Consider the following 13,982-nt stretch of genomic DNA (forward strand, 5'->3'; position numbering starts at 1 on the left):
TAGATATTCAAATTTATGTTGTACACAAATTTAAAACACATTGAAACAGCTGCTCAGCTGGAAAAAGCAATTAGTGATAACGAAAATGTAATGGTAGTTTGTGGCCGTATGGGCCCTATGTGTATTCCGGTTTACGGCATTGCCGAAGATATTGAAGACGAATACAAACATGTACAATTCTTTGACATGGAGTTTGATAATCCCGAAGCAGTGGTTATCCGCCGTTTGCCTGAGGTAAGAGGCTTTATGGGGATTCCTTTTACGATCTATTACAAAAATGGGAAAGTAGTAAAGGCTACATCCAGCATTCAAACCAAAGAGCAGGTAACGACTATTTTAAACAAGGAATTCGGAGCACCTGCAAATAAGAAGACATTATGAATGAGGTACAACAATATGATGCCATCGTGGTCGGTGGCGGCCCTGCCGGACTGACCGCAGGCATCTATTTGTCGCGGGCACGAGTAAAGACACTTATCCTGAATGAAGGAACCCTGGGAGGGCAAATGATTCTCACGCATGAAATTGCCAACTATCCCGGAGTGGAAAGCATCAATGGATTCCAGTTGGCAAATATCATGAAGAAGCAGGCGAAGAGTTTCGGTTGTGATCTTCTGGCCAACATCAACATTGCGTCGATGAGTCTCGGTGATGATATCAAGACCATTACTCTCAGTGACGGAAAAAGCTTCAGCGCTCCTGCGGTGATTCTTTCTCCGGGTGGAAGACCCCGTACATTGGGAGTTCCCGGAGAAGGGAAATTCAAGGGACGTGGTATATCCTATTGCGCAACATGCGACGGAGATTTTTTTACAGATAAGGAAATTGTGGTGGTCGGTGGCGGAAATTCAGCGCTCGAAGAAGCCGTCTCTTTAACCAAGTATGCATCTAAAGTGACCATCGTACACCAATTCGACCATTTCCAGGCATTTGAACATGCTATTGAAGAAGCGAAGAAGCATCCAAAAATCAGTTTCATCATGGAATCTACCATTTCGGCATTTCACGGTGAAAACGGATTGGAAAGCGTCGATATCCTGAATCTGAAAACCAACGCCGTCACTCCGTTCAAAACAGATGGTGTCTTTATTTTTATCGGTTATGTGGCCAACACTGAAAACCTGAAAGGTATGGTTGCCCTGAACGATTGGGGAGAGATTGTGGTGAACAGCGATTTGGAAACAAATCTGCCCGGTGTGTTTGCTGCAGGCGATTGCATCGCCAAGCGCTACCGACAGGTGACAACTGCTGTAGGCGAAGGAACCGTGGCTGCGTTGGCTGCATCCAATTACCTGCACCGCAGAAAACAATCACATTCATAATCTATTAATCAGAATTTTTATGACCATATTTTTTCTTGTACTGGTTGGATTGCTTATCCTGATATTCGGCTACGGCTTTTACAAAACACAAAAGATGCGTAACACGCCTGATGTGCCGAATAGTGAGAAGATAAAGGTATTGTCTGATAAGACATTTGCAACTCAAATAAAGAACAACGTGGTGCTGGTTGATTTCTGGGCTTCATGGTGTATGCCTTGTAAGATGATGGCTCCGATCCTGAATGAAGTGGCCGAACAAGCCACCTCAGGCGTAACGATCGGCAAATTGAATGTAGAGCACAACCAGGCTACGGCAACAAAATATAAAGTGCGGAGTATCCCAACCATGATATTGTTTAAGGACGGAAAAGAGGTAACCCGTATTGTAGGTGTCAAGTCGAAAGACTTTGTTTTGAAGGAAATTGCCAAGGTGAAATAGTTTTTACCATGAATAAAGTTGCTAAAGCATTAATCAACAAACGGTTTTACATCCTCATTGCATTGGGTATTGGCGTCTATCTGACTGTTTCAATGCTTCATATCTCGTTGTGGTATGTAGTGGGAGCAGGCGTTTTGCTCGGCGTCATCTTTGGCAAGGTGTTCTGTCGATGGGTCTGTCCGATGGGATTGATCATGGAGTTACTGATGAGTTTCAGTCCCGACACGAAAGTGCAGCAGATGTATCAATACCACAAGATCGGATGTCCTATCGCATGGATTTCGGGATGGCTGAACCGGATGTCTCTGTTTCATATCAACTTAAAGACAGACAGTTGCAAGAGTTGTGGCCTGTGCGATAAGAAATGCTACATTGTGGCCATGGAACCGACAAAATACAGTCTGTATAAACCGGATAAGATTAATCCGGGCAACAGCTATACCTGTTCAAAATGTTTGCAGTGTGTGGCAGCTTGCCCCAACGGAAGCCTGAAGTACAAAGTCAGAAAATGATATTCTTTCGGAAGTTGTGTTTATAGATATGAGCCGAGGGAGGAGATGATTCGTTGTCTTCTCCCTTTTTATTTCCGGTCGTTAGCCTTTCTGGCTGATTTGCTGCAGAAGTTCTTCGTTCAGGATGGTGATTTCTTTTCCGCTTTGATCGATAATATGCGCTGAATGGAATTCGCCTAAAATGCGGCTGACGCTTTCGCGTGAAATCCCCATCCAGTCGCCTAATTCCTGACGGGAGAATGGAAGGACAAATGTCTGAGCGTTGTAAATCTCATGGGAGAAATAGAGAAGGGCGTCGGCAACCCTGCCGTTGGCTTGTTTTTGGGCCAGATTCAGCGACACCTGAAAGCTCTTAATCTCGTTTTGACTTAGCTCCAGAATAATCTTGTAGGCGAAGTCGCCGTTTTCCAGAATGAATTTTTTGAAAACATGGATGTCAATGAAGCATGCAACTGTCGGTTCGATGGCTGTAGCCGAAAACCGGTTGATTGAATTTCCCAAAACTCCCGGCAGGCATAAATAGGAGGGAGCCTTTGTGAGTCTCAGAATACGGTCTTTTGAGAAATTATCGGTATGAATCTTCACTAAACCGCGTCGTAGATAAACCACATTGGTAGAGATTGCATTTTCTTTAAAAATGATCTCACCCGGTTTGAACTCCACCTGAGAACAATGATCCGTTAACTCGTCCAGTTGATTTTTTATCAGCTTAACGGAGGAGTCTGATTGTAAAACACATTGTTGACACGCTGTTTTTTGCATTGCAGATTCTTGGTTTCGAATAGTCAAAATGGATCATAGGTATAATGTGATACATATCACAAATATCGTTATAAAATCTCACATTTATTCCATTAATTAAATAATTATTTCAGCATACTTTTGTTGTCGAAAAAGGTTAGGATAATTTATGCATAACCCATACCCGGAGTTGCTCTGGTTATCTTTATTAATAGCTTAAATATCAATCTATAAACACATTTATTATGGCAAACGATTTAGAAGCGCAAGTTAAACAACTTGAGGCACAATTAAAAGCGCTACAGGAAGGACAACCGAAAGATCAGCTCTCGATGATTGTCTTTTCCGGCGATTTGGATAAAGTTCTTGCTGCATTTATCATTGCTACCGGAGCCCGCGCAATGGATATGGAAGTAAAAATGTTTTTTACCTTCTGGGCTACACCAGTATTACGTGCAAAAAACAAAAAAGGAGGCAAGAAAGATTTCATGTCATCCATGCTTGGATGCATGCTGCCTAAAGGAAGCACACAGACAAAACTTTCAAAACTGAACATGTGTGGCATGGGAACCAACATGCTGAAATCGGTGATGAAAAAGAAAAATGTTGCCTCGCTGGAGTCATTGATAGAAACAGCCGGAGAGCTGGGCGTTGAAATTGCCATTTGCCAAATGAGTATGGATCTGATGGGATTCAAAAAAGATGAAATGATCGACTATCCTTATTTATCCTACGTGGGAGTTGGCACCTATCTTTCGGATGCACAAGAAAGCAAAATACAGTTATTCATTTAAAAACAAGGAGATAAAGCTATGACAGTAGAAGAATTAAAAGCACTGAAGAGTGACAAAGTAGTTGATGCACGTGGGACAGCCTGCCCGGGTCCGCTTTTGGCAGCAAAAAAAGCCATTGGTGATATTCAGGCCGGACAAGTTATGGAAATCCTTTCGGCTGACGAAGGAACCAAGAGCGATATTCCAAAGTGGGCTAAGAAACAAAGCTTCGAATATCTGGGTTCGATTGACGAAGATGGCATGTTCCGCTTATTCTTAAAAAAGTAACGTACGTATGAGCACTAAACCAAAGATTTTGGTTTTCTCGACCGAAAAAATCTCTGATCCCGCGATAGACCTCGCGGGATTATTAAAAAAACACTATCCCAATACCGTTTATACCATAAGTGTTCCCTGCTCGAGCGGCATCAAACCGAGATGGATCATGCAGGCTTATGAAAAAGGATTTGACGGCGTGTTTATCGCCGCCGACGGTACAGATTGCCCTTATGGGGAGTCATGTGTGGATAAGACATCCGCTATCATTGCGGTAACACATCAAATGATGAAGGAAAAAGGGCTGAAGCCATCGCAATTGAAAATGGCGGCTCTATGCTCGGTGTGTGCCGATCCTTTCGTTGCACACATTAAAAATTTCATGAAAGAACTTGCCAATAAAGATAATTAATTATGACAGATAATCAGAATGCTGCCGCAACCTGCCTGGACGAGACACGCTTTGACGTCATGGTGATTGGGGCCGGGATTGCAGGGGCTGAATCGGCGCTTAAACTTGGCGACATGGGATATAAAGTTCTTTTAGTGGAAAAAGAACCTTCAATCGGCGGGAAAATGATCCTGTTGAGCAAAGTATTCCCCACACTGGATTGCGCTGCTTGTATCACTACTCCGAAAGTATCGGAAACAGCCAGACACCCGAACATCACCATCCATACCCTGACTGAGGTAGAGACGATTCATCGCAATGGCGATCGTCATTTTTCGGTTCAATTGAAAAAGAAACCACGCTATGTTGTTGAAAAAGATTGTACCGGTTGCCAGGAGTGTGAAGCAGTTTGTCCGGTCATCACCAAAGATCAGTTTCAGTTCAATCTGACAGCCCGTAAAGCTGTTTATATCCCCTTTAATATTGCCAATCCGCGTATTGCTTTGATTGATATTGACAACTGTATGCTTTGCGGTGCTTGCGAGAAAGCCTGCCCGTCAGGATGTATCGATTTTACCCAAAAGGAACAACAACTGCAAATCACCGCTAAATCCATCATTGTAGCCACAGGATTCAAACTTTTTGATCCGATCTCCATCGAACGGTATGGATACGGACGCTATAAAAACGTGATCACATCCATGCAAATGGAACGTGAGTTAGCTCCTACCCGGCCTTTCAATAACGTATTGCGTCCGTCAGACGGAAAAATCCCTGACAAGATTGCTTATGTTTTCTGTACCGGGTCACGTGACCACACGGTTGGCAATCCGATATGCTCCCAGGTTTGTTGCATGTACTCCACCAAGCAGGCACAATTGCTGATGGGGGCATTGCCTATGGCCGACATCTCCCTTTATTACATCAATATCCGTGCTTTCGGCAAAGGCTACAACGAGTTTTACCTGCAAGCCAAAGACATGGGGGCTAACTATGTAAAAGGAAAAATAGGAAAGATTACTGAAAAAGAAAACGGGAACCTGATTCTCCGTTTCGAAGATATTGCAACGGGAAAAGTCACTGAAAGAGAACACGACCTGGTCGTTTTGTCGGTAGGTTTACTGGCTAATCCGGCTATTGTCAAAGCGTTCAAAGATGAGAAGCTTGAGTTGGACGCCATCAATTACGTTCAACAGCCGAACATGCTTCAAAGTCCCGCACAGACCTCCATCGAAGGCGTATTTGTCGCCGGAACGGCAACGGGGCCGATGGATATTCCCGATACGATTATGTCGGCAGGCGCCGCAGCTACTGAAACATCAAGCTATTTAACCAGATTGTCATGAAGAAAAAGATAGGTGTTTATGTGTGCCATTGCGGAGGCAACATATCCGATTATGTAGATATTGAAAAGGTCAAAGCAGCCGTTAAGGACGAAGCAGATGTGTTTTTAGTCAAAAACACGCTGTTTGCCTGTGCCGACTCTTCCCAGAAGATGATGGAAGACGATATCAAGGCGCAAGGGTTGGATGCCATGGTGGTTGCATCATGCTCGCCAAAACTCCACCTGAATACGTTCCGTGGGGTTGCAAGCCGTGCAGGATTGAACCCGTATAATTATGTTCAGGTAAATATCCGTGAACAAAATTCATGGGCACACTCCGACAATCCCGCAGGCGCTACCGAGAAAGCCATTCAATTGGTCAAAGCCGGCATCGCCAGAGCAAAAGAATCTGAAGCGTTGACCTCCATGAAGATTCCTACTACCAATGCTGTAGCTGTTATTGGTGCGGGTATCGGGGGAATGCGTACAGCTTTGGGATTAGCAGATATGGGAACCGAAGTCTATCTGATTGAGAAATCATTCTTTGTAGGCGGACGTACGGCTCAATGGGGAACAGTTGCTCCCAACAACGACAAGGGAGATGTTTTAACAGCCGGTTTGTTTGCCGAAATCCAAAAAAGAAGCAACATCAAATTGTTTACCGGAGCCGAGTTGATCGAGAAAAGCGGCAGTGTGGGCAATTTTGATATTAAAATCAGGATTCGTCCCCGTGGTTTTCAGGGCAATGCTACTACCAGCGAAATAGAAAGCGCTGTCAAAGCATGTCCGGTATCAACAGCCGACGAGTTTAATTTTGGACTTACCCAACGCAAGGCAATCTTTATTCCACAAAAGGGACAATTCCCGCAACAGCCTGCTATTGACGAAGCACTTTGTAACCAATGCGGCGCATGTTCAAAAATCAATCCGGCATTTCAACCTGCCTCGACAGCAGAAGAAGTGCTGACATTGCACATCGGTGGATTTGTTGCCAATACCGGTTTCGATCCTTATGAACCTCCTAAAGGAGAATATGGCTATGGTGAAATCGAGAATGTCATTACGTTGCCCCAATTCAAACGTTTGATTGAGTTGAACGATAAAGAATTGGTGTTCAAAGGAAAGAAGGTAAAGAAAATTGCCTATATCTATTGTGTCGGAAGCCGTCAGGATGATGATGAAGGAAACAATAAATATTGCTCGCGTTATTGCTGTACCTCAGCAACACACACGGGTGTGACGGTGAAGAATAAATATAAGGATGTTCTCAATTATCATTTCAACCGTGGCATTCGTACTTATGGGAAAGCCGAACTGATTTATGGTCAGGCTTCGCGTCAGGGCGATGTCTTCCTGCAGTTTACGCTTGATAGTATTCCTCAGGTTGAACGGAGGAATAACAAGACGTATGTAAAAGTCAAGGATATTCTTACTGCCGGAAAGATAATTGAAACAGACGCTGACCTGGTTGTATTGGTAACGGCAATGGTTCCGCGCGAAAATGAGGAGCTTGGCCATTTGCTGAAGATTCCTGAAGGGCGTGATCATTTCTTCAACGAGATTCACATGAAACTGAAACCGGTGGAAACGGTGATTGATGGAGTGATGATTGCAGGAACCTGCCAGGCACCGAAAAACATTCTTGAGACATTGAATTCGTCAATGGCTGCTGCTGCAAAAGTAAACTCGGTACTTACCAAAGGTGAAATGGCGCTCGAGCCTACGTTGGCTATGGTGAATCCCGGCGCTTGTACATGGTGTGGCAAATGTGCCGAAGCATGTCCTTTTGATGCTATTGTCCAGGTGGATAATGACGGGAAGTTGGTGGCCAAGGTTAATGAGTCTAACTGTAAAGGGTGTGGCATGTGTACTCCTGTGTGCCCGACTGATGCCATTGATTTGGCCGGCTATACCAACGCACAGATTGGAGCGATGATTGATGCATTAGCAGAATTATAAAACGATGATGCAATGGAAAAGAAAGAAAGAACAATAGATATCATTAAGCAGGAGCGAAAAGTCTCTGCCGAGGTGCTGGAAGAGCGGAAGATCTATAGCAGAAACCGCAAGGCAATCATGGAAGTGTTGAAGGAAGGCCCGAAGACCATTCCCCAGGTAGCCGCCGAAACAAAGCTGTCTTTGCCTGACACTACCTATTTTATGATGGTGTTATTCAAGTTTGGCGACATTGTCGTAGAGAGCTTAGACGATATGGATGAGTATTATTTTTATGAATTGAAAAAGAAATAAGTCATGGCATTGATACAACCGGAACTGACGAAAGAACTCAAAAAATACGGAGCCTCTGATCTGGATGCTTGCTATAATTGTGGAACATGTACCTCCGTCTGTTCCCTCTCTTCTGAGGATAACTCATTTCCCCGCGAAATGGTTCGATACAGTGTGTTAGGGCTTGAAGACGATCTGAAATCGTCACTGAAACCCTGGCTTTGTTACTATTGTGGACAATGTACCACAAACTGCCCGCAGGAAGCTGCTCCCGGCGAACTGATGATGTCACTGCGCCGTTGGTTGACTGCAAAGTATGACTGGACAGGCTTATCGGGACTATTCTATAAATCATGGCCGCTTACCGTACTTGGTTTTATTTTGATCCTTGCTGCTGAGATTGGATTTGCCGCCCGTTTGCATTTCCATATCGACCGCATCATGCATTATGGCCATTATTTCGAGATGTTTTCTATTTTAGGCGTATTTACTGTTATTTTGTTGCCGAATATTATCCGGATGTGGTATTTCACCATTCTCAAACGGAAGATCAAGGCGCCTCTCAAAGCATACTATACAGCGATCTCCGATTTGTTCGTACATATGTTTACGCAAAAGCGTTCATTGGATTGCGAAGACAACAAATTCCGCTGGCTTGAACACTTTGTCCTGGTACTGGGTTATCTAAGCTTGCTTTTCACCACGGTTTTCCTGAATTGGTTTGAAACCAACAATTTGTTTATCAACATTCTGGGCTACGTGGAAAGTATTGTCATCTTTGTGGTGACATTTGATTTCGTGCTGAGCCGTATCAAGAAAAATAAAGAGATGAACAAACGTTCACAACCTTCCGACTGGTTCTTTGTGATCTGGCTCTTCTTTATGGGAGTCACTGCTTTCGTTGTTCGCCTGTTTATCGACCTGAACCTTATCGAAACCAATAGCTGGATTTACCTGTTCCACCTGATGATTCTCGGACAATGGGCATTGATCATTGTTCCTTTCGGGAAATGGACACACTTCCTGTACCGCTCTTTTGGCATGTATTTCGCTAAAATTGAAGAATTGGCCAAGTAGAAGCATCATACTCTTTATATGCAAAACGCCTCCATGATCTGTAGAAAGTCATAGAGGCGTTTTTTATTATAAAAGGAGAGCTCCATTATAATGTATGCCTACGATGATGTGCCTTTGATTCAAGATATATTTGCAGGCTCCAGATCATCAATAAGGGAATAAGGTTTGTCTGTCCTTAATGTGATATTTTTCTACTAAGGTTTAGTTCCTTCCAAAATAAGGTTTTTACTAATGCAATCACATCATTTTTAATTTGAACGCATTACAGCTTAACAGGAATGGATAGCTTTTTTCTAATTTCATTGCTGACAAACTTATGCCTGAACCTTATTGTATGGGTTCCCCTTAGTAGAAAATAAGCCCACACAACAATTGACCTTATTCCCTTATTTCTAGTATTCAAAGTATGCCTACGATGATGTGCCTTTTAATTCAAGATATATTTATAGGCTCTAGATATTATATCAATAAGGGAATAAGGTTTGTCTGTCCTTAATGTGATATTTTTCTACTAAGGTTTAGTTCCTTCCAAAATAAGGTTTTTACTAATGCAATCATATCATTTTTAATTTGAACGCATTACAGCTTAACAGGAATGGATAGCTTTTTTCTAATTTCATTGCTGACAAACCGGATCAGGTAATGATGCCGGATCCTTTTAATTTTTTTTGTTTTTAGCCGTGTATCTCATTTCCAGGAGGAAGGCAGTCAACAGGCCAAGCCCTCCGAAAATGAATACGGATGCTCCATACACGATGCCTGACATTTCTTTTACCTGATTGATGCGGTTCCAATCCATGTCTCCCGGCATAAAGCTGACGGAGAGCAAATTGTAACTGCCGAAGGCATACATGGTGATAAAGAAGCCGATCAGCAATCCTAATCCTACACCGATGAGCAGGCATCCTATCTTCAATGATCCGAAAGAGATGTTGTTGAAAAATTTGGGTGCAAACATAGTCTGTTCTTCAAGCATTGGGGGATTGAGTTTATCGCTCATCTTCTCAATCATGATCAGACGTTCTCTTTTCCGTACGAAAAGTTCAAATAATTTGTAAATTCCCAGTGTTATCATGCCGACAACCAGAGGGATGGTAATAAAATCCATCATAAGTGTTGTTTTTTGAGGTGAATAATTTTGTTTCTTTGCATAGTTTGACGCAGTAACCTGAGAATGGTTACAGAATAGCCATGAAAAATATTTTTTTGCAGGCAGAATAGTTTCAGAGTGTAACCAAATCCGGAGAATGGCGTCTAACTTTACGTTATGGAATCCCGGGATAGAATGAACATGTTTGGCTACTCAACACATGCGTAAAGAGGGAGTATGAATTCCATCTGGTCTTAAAAAACAAGTTATCAACGCATGCATGATCGATGAAACAGACTACATACGACGTATGATCGATGGGGAGACCCGGTTGTTTTCCTACTTCCTCGATCGTTATAGCCGGCCTGTTTATTCGTTGATTATCCAGTTGGTTTCCAATCATGAGGATGCCGAAGAGTTGACGCAGGATACCTTTATGAAAGCTTTCAGAAAGCTGGATACTTTTAAATACGATTGCAGCTTTTCAACATGGTTGTACCGCATTGCTTACAACACGGCCATTTCGGCAACACGGAAAAAGAGAATGGTGTTTCCCGCTTTAGATGAAGCAATGCTTGGGAATATTCCCGATGAAACGGTGGATGCCTTTTTTGAAAATGATGACGAAGAGATGCTGCAAAAGCTGGAAAAGGCCATTGACTATCTGAATCCGGAAGAAAAGGCATTGATCACGCTGTATTACCTGGATGAGAAATCGGTTGGCGACGTAGCCTCTATTCTTGGTTTGAGCGTGGATAATACCAAAGTAAAACTGTTTCGCGTGCGGAAGAAATTGTATGGATGGATTAAAAGTAACGATGTATGAGTTCGAATAAAGCGTTTAAAAACGCATTGCATAACAGGCAAACAACAAACCTGCCTTATGGATTTGAGCAGCGGATGATGCGCCGGATCACGATGGAGGCTGAAAAGAGGAAGAAGCGTGCTTTTGTAATGGGTTTGGGCGCGATCTCTTTTATCTCAGCCGCAATGATTGCAGCAACGGTTTATGTTCTGAAATATTACCTTTCGTTCAGCATGCATGTCAGCATGCCCGATCTTGTCGTATCATCCGAGGCAAAATCCCTCTTTGTGGCCTGTAGCTATATAGCACTCCTGATCCTCCTTTTGTTGGGCATGGATGCTTACTTCAGAAAGTTACGCCAAAAACGGCACAGCAAATCATCTGCTGAATAATGGGATGGCGAAGCGTTTTTTCATGGTAAATTGCCCCCGGCTTCCTTCGCTTCGGAACTTCAGATTTTCAAATCATTGCATGCCCGCCTCTACATCATTTTGGGATAGGCAGATGTATATCTTCTAACAGTTCCGGATTAAGGATGCCTTCACAGATCTGTCTCACTTCTCCGGTTAAACGGATATTGAAGTCATCATCAACTTCTACGGTCAGTTCTCCTCCGATCATTTGCACGGTGACTTTCGAATCAATCAGTCCTTTCTTTTTCAGTACGCTGGCTACCGCACATGAAGATGTTCCCGAAGCCAGTGTAAATCCTGCTCCTCTTTCCCAAATCAATATTTCAGCCCTTTCCCGGTTGATGATCTTAACGAATTGTGTATTGATGCGATTGGGAAACATATGAAAATGTTCAATATATGTTCCGAACTCTTTTATTTCCGCAGCGTCCAGTGTCTCCTTCAGAATAACACAATGGGGATTACCCACCGAGACACAATTTATTTCAAATTCTTTTCCATGAATCCGGGCTTTTACATCTTGCACTTCTTCGGTATCGTATAGCGTGGGGATCAGCTTTGATTGAAAAATGGCTTTTCCAATGTCAATACGGATTACTTTGGCTTTTCCCTGATGGGTTTCCAATATGTTGGCGTGAACAATGCCGCCTTTTGTCTCTACCGTGAATTCGGGGGTTTGAATAATCTTGTAATCAAATACATATTTGCAAAAGATCCGGATACCATTGCCACTCTTCTCTGCTTCGGAACCGTCCGGATTGAAAATCAGCAATCCTACATCTGCTTTGGTTGAGTTTGTTTTTAACAGGATGCCGTCTGTGCCCAATCCGTAATTGGTGTTACAAAGCCTCCGGATAGCCTGAGCCGACAGCTCGAATGTTATTGCATCACTGTCTAAAACAAGATATTCATTCCCAAGCCCATGTGATTTTACAAAAAAATTATCTTTCATCTGTAGGTGTAGTTTTTTATTTTTACTGATCAGATGACTCCGGGGCGTCCGATCAGTTTTAATCGATCAAGTTCTGTATCTTTATTTCCAAATGGGTTATCTTTGCTTTCTGTCCTCGGAGAAAATAGTGATAAATGATATCTAATGCTCTTTTACATATTGTATCAACTTATCCTTATTTCGGAGGAAGTCATCACTATGATAATCGTTATGGAAAATCATATCAAGATACTCTTTGAGACTCAGATTGACGGGAACTTCTACTTTATCCATATATGGATTCTTTTTACCTCCGCTCAGATCAGCAGAAAAGGCCAGCTCAAAAGCAATACCGGAATTGGGTAATTTAAACAGGATAGGAGGAAGTGTGTATCCGGCAATAACAGGTATTGGTTCTCCTACTAATACCATATTACGTTCTTGTAGCGCTACAGAGGATAGTGCAGCGGCTGCAGAATAGACATGTTGATTTTGCAGCACATATATTTTCCCATTGAAATGTACGCTATTGCTATCGGGTCGTAGCGTTACGTCTTGCGTAAGTATGGCATTGCTTCCTTCTACTTTGATTGTGCCAAATGAACTGACTGCCTTTTCCAGGATTGCATTATGTTTCATACCTACACAATAGCGGTATTTCAGGGGTTTGTCAATGATCTTTTTCAGCAAATCCTGCCATACTCCATCTGATCCTCCTCCATTGTTACGTATATCAATTATAATCTTCTTTATACTTGATATGTATATATGGAGAAATTCATTGATATACCAATTGGCATTGAACATCGATGGCATATCAATGTAAAGAATATCATTGTTTATCAATAACATTTTAGGGCCATGAGATTGTGCATGTATTTTCTGCAGGTTATCCATAGGTTTAGCACAGTCAATGTTTATTTTTTTATTCCCGATGGTGAGTGAAAACTTTTGCATCCCCATTTCCGGTAATGCGTATATAAACGATTCTTCATACCATTGTTTATGAACAGGATCCCATAATGGGAAAAGCATCTGATTACGGTATTTATTGATAAAACGGTTGATGGGTATTCCATCAATAGCACTAATTTTTTCTCCTGATTGTACGGGAATGCCTTTATATGTAAATGATCGTATATTGTAATATTTACCATTGAGGTATTTTATCCAGATGCCGCATTTTACCTTTCCATAGATACTGTCTGTTATCAAACGCTGATAGTATGTTGCATGTAAGGTATCAGCCACTGTCGCATTACTTAATGGACTGAGATAGTAATTCGGAGTACAGCACATTAAGATTTGCCATTTGTTTGCTATGCCGGTATGCCAGTCATTAAGAAAGTTCAATCCTGTACGGACTGTGTAAATAAACTTATCTATCGGTTCTGGTCCTGTGATAGTCTGCTTCAATTGATCGAATTCTGCATTAACAGAAACCCCTGTACGCTGTTCCAATAATGGAACAAAATAGCAATACTCATTCACATGCCCCTGAAGAAAGTTAAGATCTGCGAGCATTTGTGCTTTGGTGAGCATTTGCCCATAAGAGGGAATATTCCACATACATACAAAAATGACGCATAATATGCAGTACCGTTTTATCATCCGGTTTTGCTGATTTGTTTGTTTCATAATGCGATGTTTAGAAAATCC

General features: G+C 42.4%; 17 protein-coding genes. 13 read left to right on the forward strand and 4 right to left on the reverse strand.

Annotation, left to right across the window (positions count from 1 at the left end; translation table 11 throughout):
• Positions 1 to 15 precede the first annotated feature (15 nt).
• From FHX64_RS08645 to FHX64_RS08660, 4 genes are read left to right on the forward strand one after another with little or no spacing between them, the layout of a single operon-like run.
• Entirely contained in the window at positions 16 to 381 is a 366-nt protein-coding gene (locus tag FHX64_RS08645) for a thioredoxin family protein (protein ID WP_183413373.1), read from the forward strand.
• Positions 378 to 1,322, forward strand: coding sequence for an NAD(P)/FAD-dependent oxidoreductase (locus FHX64_RS08650; RefSeq protein WP_183413374.1), 945 nt, complete (start codon positions 378 to 380; stop codon positions 1,320 to 1,322). The genes FHX64_RS08645 and FHX64_RS08650 overlap by 4 nt, the downstream gene beginning before the upstream one ends.
• Positions 1,323 to 1,341: 19 nt before the next feature.
• Entirely contained in the window at positions 1,342 to 1,761 is a 420-nt protein-coding gene (gene trxA, locus FHX64_RS08655) for a thioredoxin (RefSeq protein WP_221202171.1), read from the forward strand.
• Positions 1,762 to 1,769: 8 nt separating this feature from the next.
• On the forward strand, positions 1,770 to 2,273 hold the full coding sequence (locus FHX64_RS08660; RefSeq protein ID WP_183413375.1) for a 4Fe-4S binding protein: 504 nt from the start codon (positions 1,770 to 1,772) through the stop codon (positions 2,271 to 2,273).
• Between the two features lie 81 nt (positions 2,274 to 2,354).
• Here FHX64_RS08660 and FHX64_RS08665 read toward each other — a convergent pair whose 3' ends face one another.
• Complete coding sequence (locus FHX64_RS08665) at positions 2,355 to 3,035, reverse strand: Crp/Fnr family transcriptional regulator (protein WP_183413376.1); 681 nt, start codon at positions 3,033 to 3,035, stop codon at positions 2,355 to 2,357.
• 224 nt (positions 3,036 to 3,259) lie between these two features.
• Here FHX64_RS08665 and FHX64_RS08670 point away from each other — a divergent pair, with 224 nt between their 5' ends.
• From FHX64_RS08670 to FHX64_RS08700, 7 genes are read left to right on the forward strand one after another with little or no spacing between them, the layout of a single operon-like run.
• On the forward strand, positions 3,260 to 3,808 hold the full coding sequence (locus tag FHX64_RS08670) for a DsrE/DsrF/DrsH-like family protein (protein WP_183413377.1): 549 nt from the start codon (positions 3,260 to 3,262) through the stop codon (positions 3,806 to 3,808).
• A gap of 18 nt (positions 3,809 to 3,826) precedes the next feature.
• Positions 3,827 to 4,075 (forward strand): sulfurtransferase TusA family protein, encoded by a 249-nt coding sequence (locus FHX64_RS08675; protein ID WP_183413378.1) that lies wholly within the window; start codon positions 3,827 to 3,829, stop codon positions 4,073 to 4,075.
• A 7-nt stretch (positions 4,076 to 4,082) separates the two neighbouring features.
• Positions 4,083 to 4,475, forward strand: a complete 393-nt coding sequence (locus FHX64_RS08680) for a hydrogenase iron-sulfur subunit (protein WP_183413379.1) — start codon at positions 4,083 to 4,085, stop codon at positions 4,473 to 4,475.
• Between the two features lie 2 nt (positions 4,476 to 4,477).
• Entirely contained in the window at positions 4,478 to 5,800 is a 1,323-nt protein-coding gene (locus tag FHX64_RS08685) for a CoB--CoM heterodisulfide reductase iron-sulfur subunit A family protein (RefSeq protein WP_183413380.1), read from the forward strand.
• Entirely contained in the window at positions 5,797 to 7,737 is a 1,941-nt protein-coding gene (locus tag FHX64_RS08690; protein ID WP_183413381.1) for a CoB--CoM heterodisulfide reductase iron-sulfur subunit A family protein, read from the forward strand. The genes FHX64_RS08685 and FHX64_RS08690 overlap by 4 nt, the downstream gene beginning before the upstream one ends.
• A 12-nt stretch (positions 7,738 to 7,749) precedes the next feature.
• Entirely contained in the window at positions 7,750 to 8,028 is a 279-nt protein-coding gene (locus FHX64_RS08695) for a hypothetical protein (protein ID WP_183413382.1), read from the forward strand.
• Between the two features lie 3 nt (positions 8,029 to 8,031).
• Positions 8,032 to 9,084 carry a 4Fe-4S dicluster domain-containing protein gene (locus FHX64_RS08700; RefSeq protein WP_183413383.1) on the forward strand — a complete coding sequence of 351 codons (1,053 nt, stop codon included), beginning with the start codon at positions 8,032 to 8,034 and terminating at the stop codon, positions 9,082 to 9,084.
• A gap of 658 nt (positions 9,085 to 9,742) precedes the next feature.
• On the opposite strand, the gene FHX64_RS08705 is transcribed toward FHX64_RS08700, so the two are convergent.
• Complete coding sequence (locus FHX64_RS08705; protein ID WP_183413384.1) at positions 9,743 to 10,195, reverse strand: DUF6249 domain-containing protein; 453 nt, start codon at positions 10,193 to 10,195, stop codon at positions 9,743 to 9,745.
• Between the two features lie 259 nt (positions 10,196 to 10,454).
• Here FHX64_RS08705 and FHX64_RS08710 point away from each other — a divergent pair, with 259 nt between their 5' ends.
• Together FHX64_RS08710 and FHX64_RS08715 are read left to right on the forward strand one after the other, a co-directional pair.
• The gene (locus tag FHX64_RS08710) at positions 10,455 to 11,000 is read left to right on the forward strand and encodes an RNA polymerase sigma factor (protein WP_183413385.1); all 546 of its coding nucleotides are present in this window, start codon (positions 10,455 to 10,457) and stop codon (positions 10,998 to 11,000) included.
• Positions 10,997 to 11,371, forward strand: a complete 375-nt coding sequence (locus FHX64_RS08715) for a hypothetical protein (protein WP_183413386.1) — start codon at positions 10,997 to 10,999, stop codon at positions 11,369 to 11,371. The genes FHX64_RS08710 and FHX64_RS08715 overlap by 4 nt, the downstream gene beginning before the upstream one ends.
• Before the next feature lie 94 nt (positions 11,372 to 11,465).
• On the opposite strand, the gene dapF is transcribed toward FHX64_RS08715, so the two are convergent.
• Both dapF and FHX64_RS08725 read right to left on the reverse strand, forming a co-directional pair.
• Entirely contained in the window at positions 11,466 to 12,344 is an 879-nt protein-coding gene (gene dapF / locus FHX64_RS08720) for a diaminopimelate epimerase (RefSeq protein WP_183413387.1), read from the reverse strand.
• A 141-nt stretch (positions 12,345 to 12,485) separates the two neighbouring features.
• Entirely contained in the window at positions 12,486 to 13,961 is a 1,476-nt protein-coding gene (locus FHX64_RS08725) for a S41 family peptidase (RefSeq protein ID WP_183413388.1), read from the reverse strand.
• Positions 13,962 to 13,982 lie beyond the last annotated feature (21 nt).

The sequence above is a fragment of the Microbacter margulisiae genome (genome assembly GCF_014192515.1).
Classification (GTDB): Bacteria; Bacteroidota; Bacteroidia; order Bacteroidales; family Paludibacteraceae; genus Microbacter; species Microbacter margulisiae.

Coding starts and splice junctions, on each gene's coding strand:
- FHX64_RS08645 (WP_183413373.1), top strand. CDS start 16: ATGTTGTACACAAATTTAAAACACATTGAAACAGCTGCTCAGCTGGAA.
- FHX64_RS08650 (WP_183413374.1), top strand. CDS start 378: ATGAATGAGGTACAACAATATGATGCCATCGTGGTCGGTGGCGGCCCT.
- trxA (WP_221202171.1), top strand. CDS start 1,342: ATGACCATATTTTTTCTTGTACTGGTTGGATTGCTTATCCTGATATTC.
- FHX64_RS08660 (WP_183413375.1), top strand. CDS start 1,770: ATGAATAAAGTTGCTAAAGCATTAATCAACAAACGGTTTTACATCCTC.
- FHX64_RS08665 (WP_183413376.1), bottom strand. CDS start 3,035: ATGCAAAAAACAGCGTGTCAACAATGTGTTTTACAATCAGACTCCTCC.
- FHX64_RS08670 (WP_183413377.1), top strand. CDS start 3,260: ATGGCAAACGATTTAGAAGCGCAAGTTAAACAACTTGAGGCACAATTA.
- FHX64_RS08675 (WP_183413378.1), top strand. CDS start 3,827: ATGACAGTAGAAGAATTAAAAGCACTGAAGAGTGACAAAGTAGTTGAT.
- FHX64_RS08680 (WP_183413379.1), top strand. CDS start 4,083: ATGAGCACTAAACCAAAGATTTTGGTTTTCTCGACCGAAAAAATCTCT.
- FHX64_RS08685 (WP_183413380.1), top strand. CDS start 4,478: ATGACAGATAATCAGAATGCTGCCGCAACCTGCCTGGACGAGACACGC.
- FHX64_RS08690 (WP_183413381.1), top strand. CDS start 5,797: ATGAAGAAAAAGATAGGTGTTTATGTGTGCCATTGCGGAGGCAACATA.
- FHX64_RS08695 (WP_183413382.1), top strand. CDS start 7,750: ATGGAAAAGAAAGAAAGAACAATAGATATCATTAAGCAGGAGCGAAAA.
- FHX64_RS08700 (WP_183413383.1), top strand. CDS start 8,032: ATGGCATTGATACAACCGGAACTGACGAAAGAACTCAAAAAATACGGA.
- FHX64_RS08705 (WP_183413384.1), bottom strand. CDS start 10,195: ATGATGGATTTTATTACCATCCCTCTGGTTGTCGGCATGATAACACTG.
- FHX64_RS08710 (WP_183413385.1), top strand. CDS start 10,455: ATGATCGATGAAACAGACTACATACGACGTATGATCGATGGGGAGACC.
- FHX64_RS08715 (WP_183413386.1), top strand. CDS start 10,997: ATGAGTTCGAATAAAGCGTTTAAAAACGCATTGCATAACAGGCAAACA.
- dapF (WP_183413387.1), bottom strand. CDS start 12,344: ATGAAAGATAATTTTTTTGTAAAATCACATGGGCTTGGGAATGAATAT.
- FHX64_RS08725 (WP_183413388.1), bottom strand. CDS start 13,961: ATGAAACAAACAAATCAGCAAAACCGGATGATAAAACGGTACTGCATA.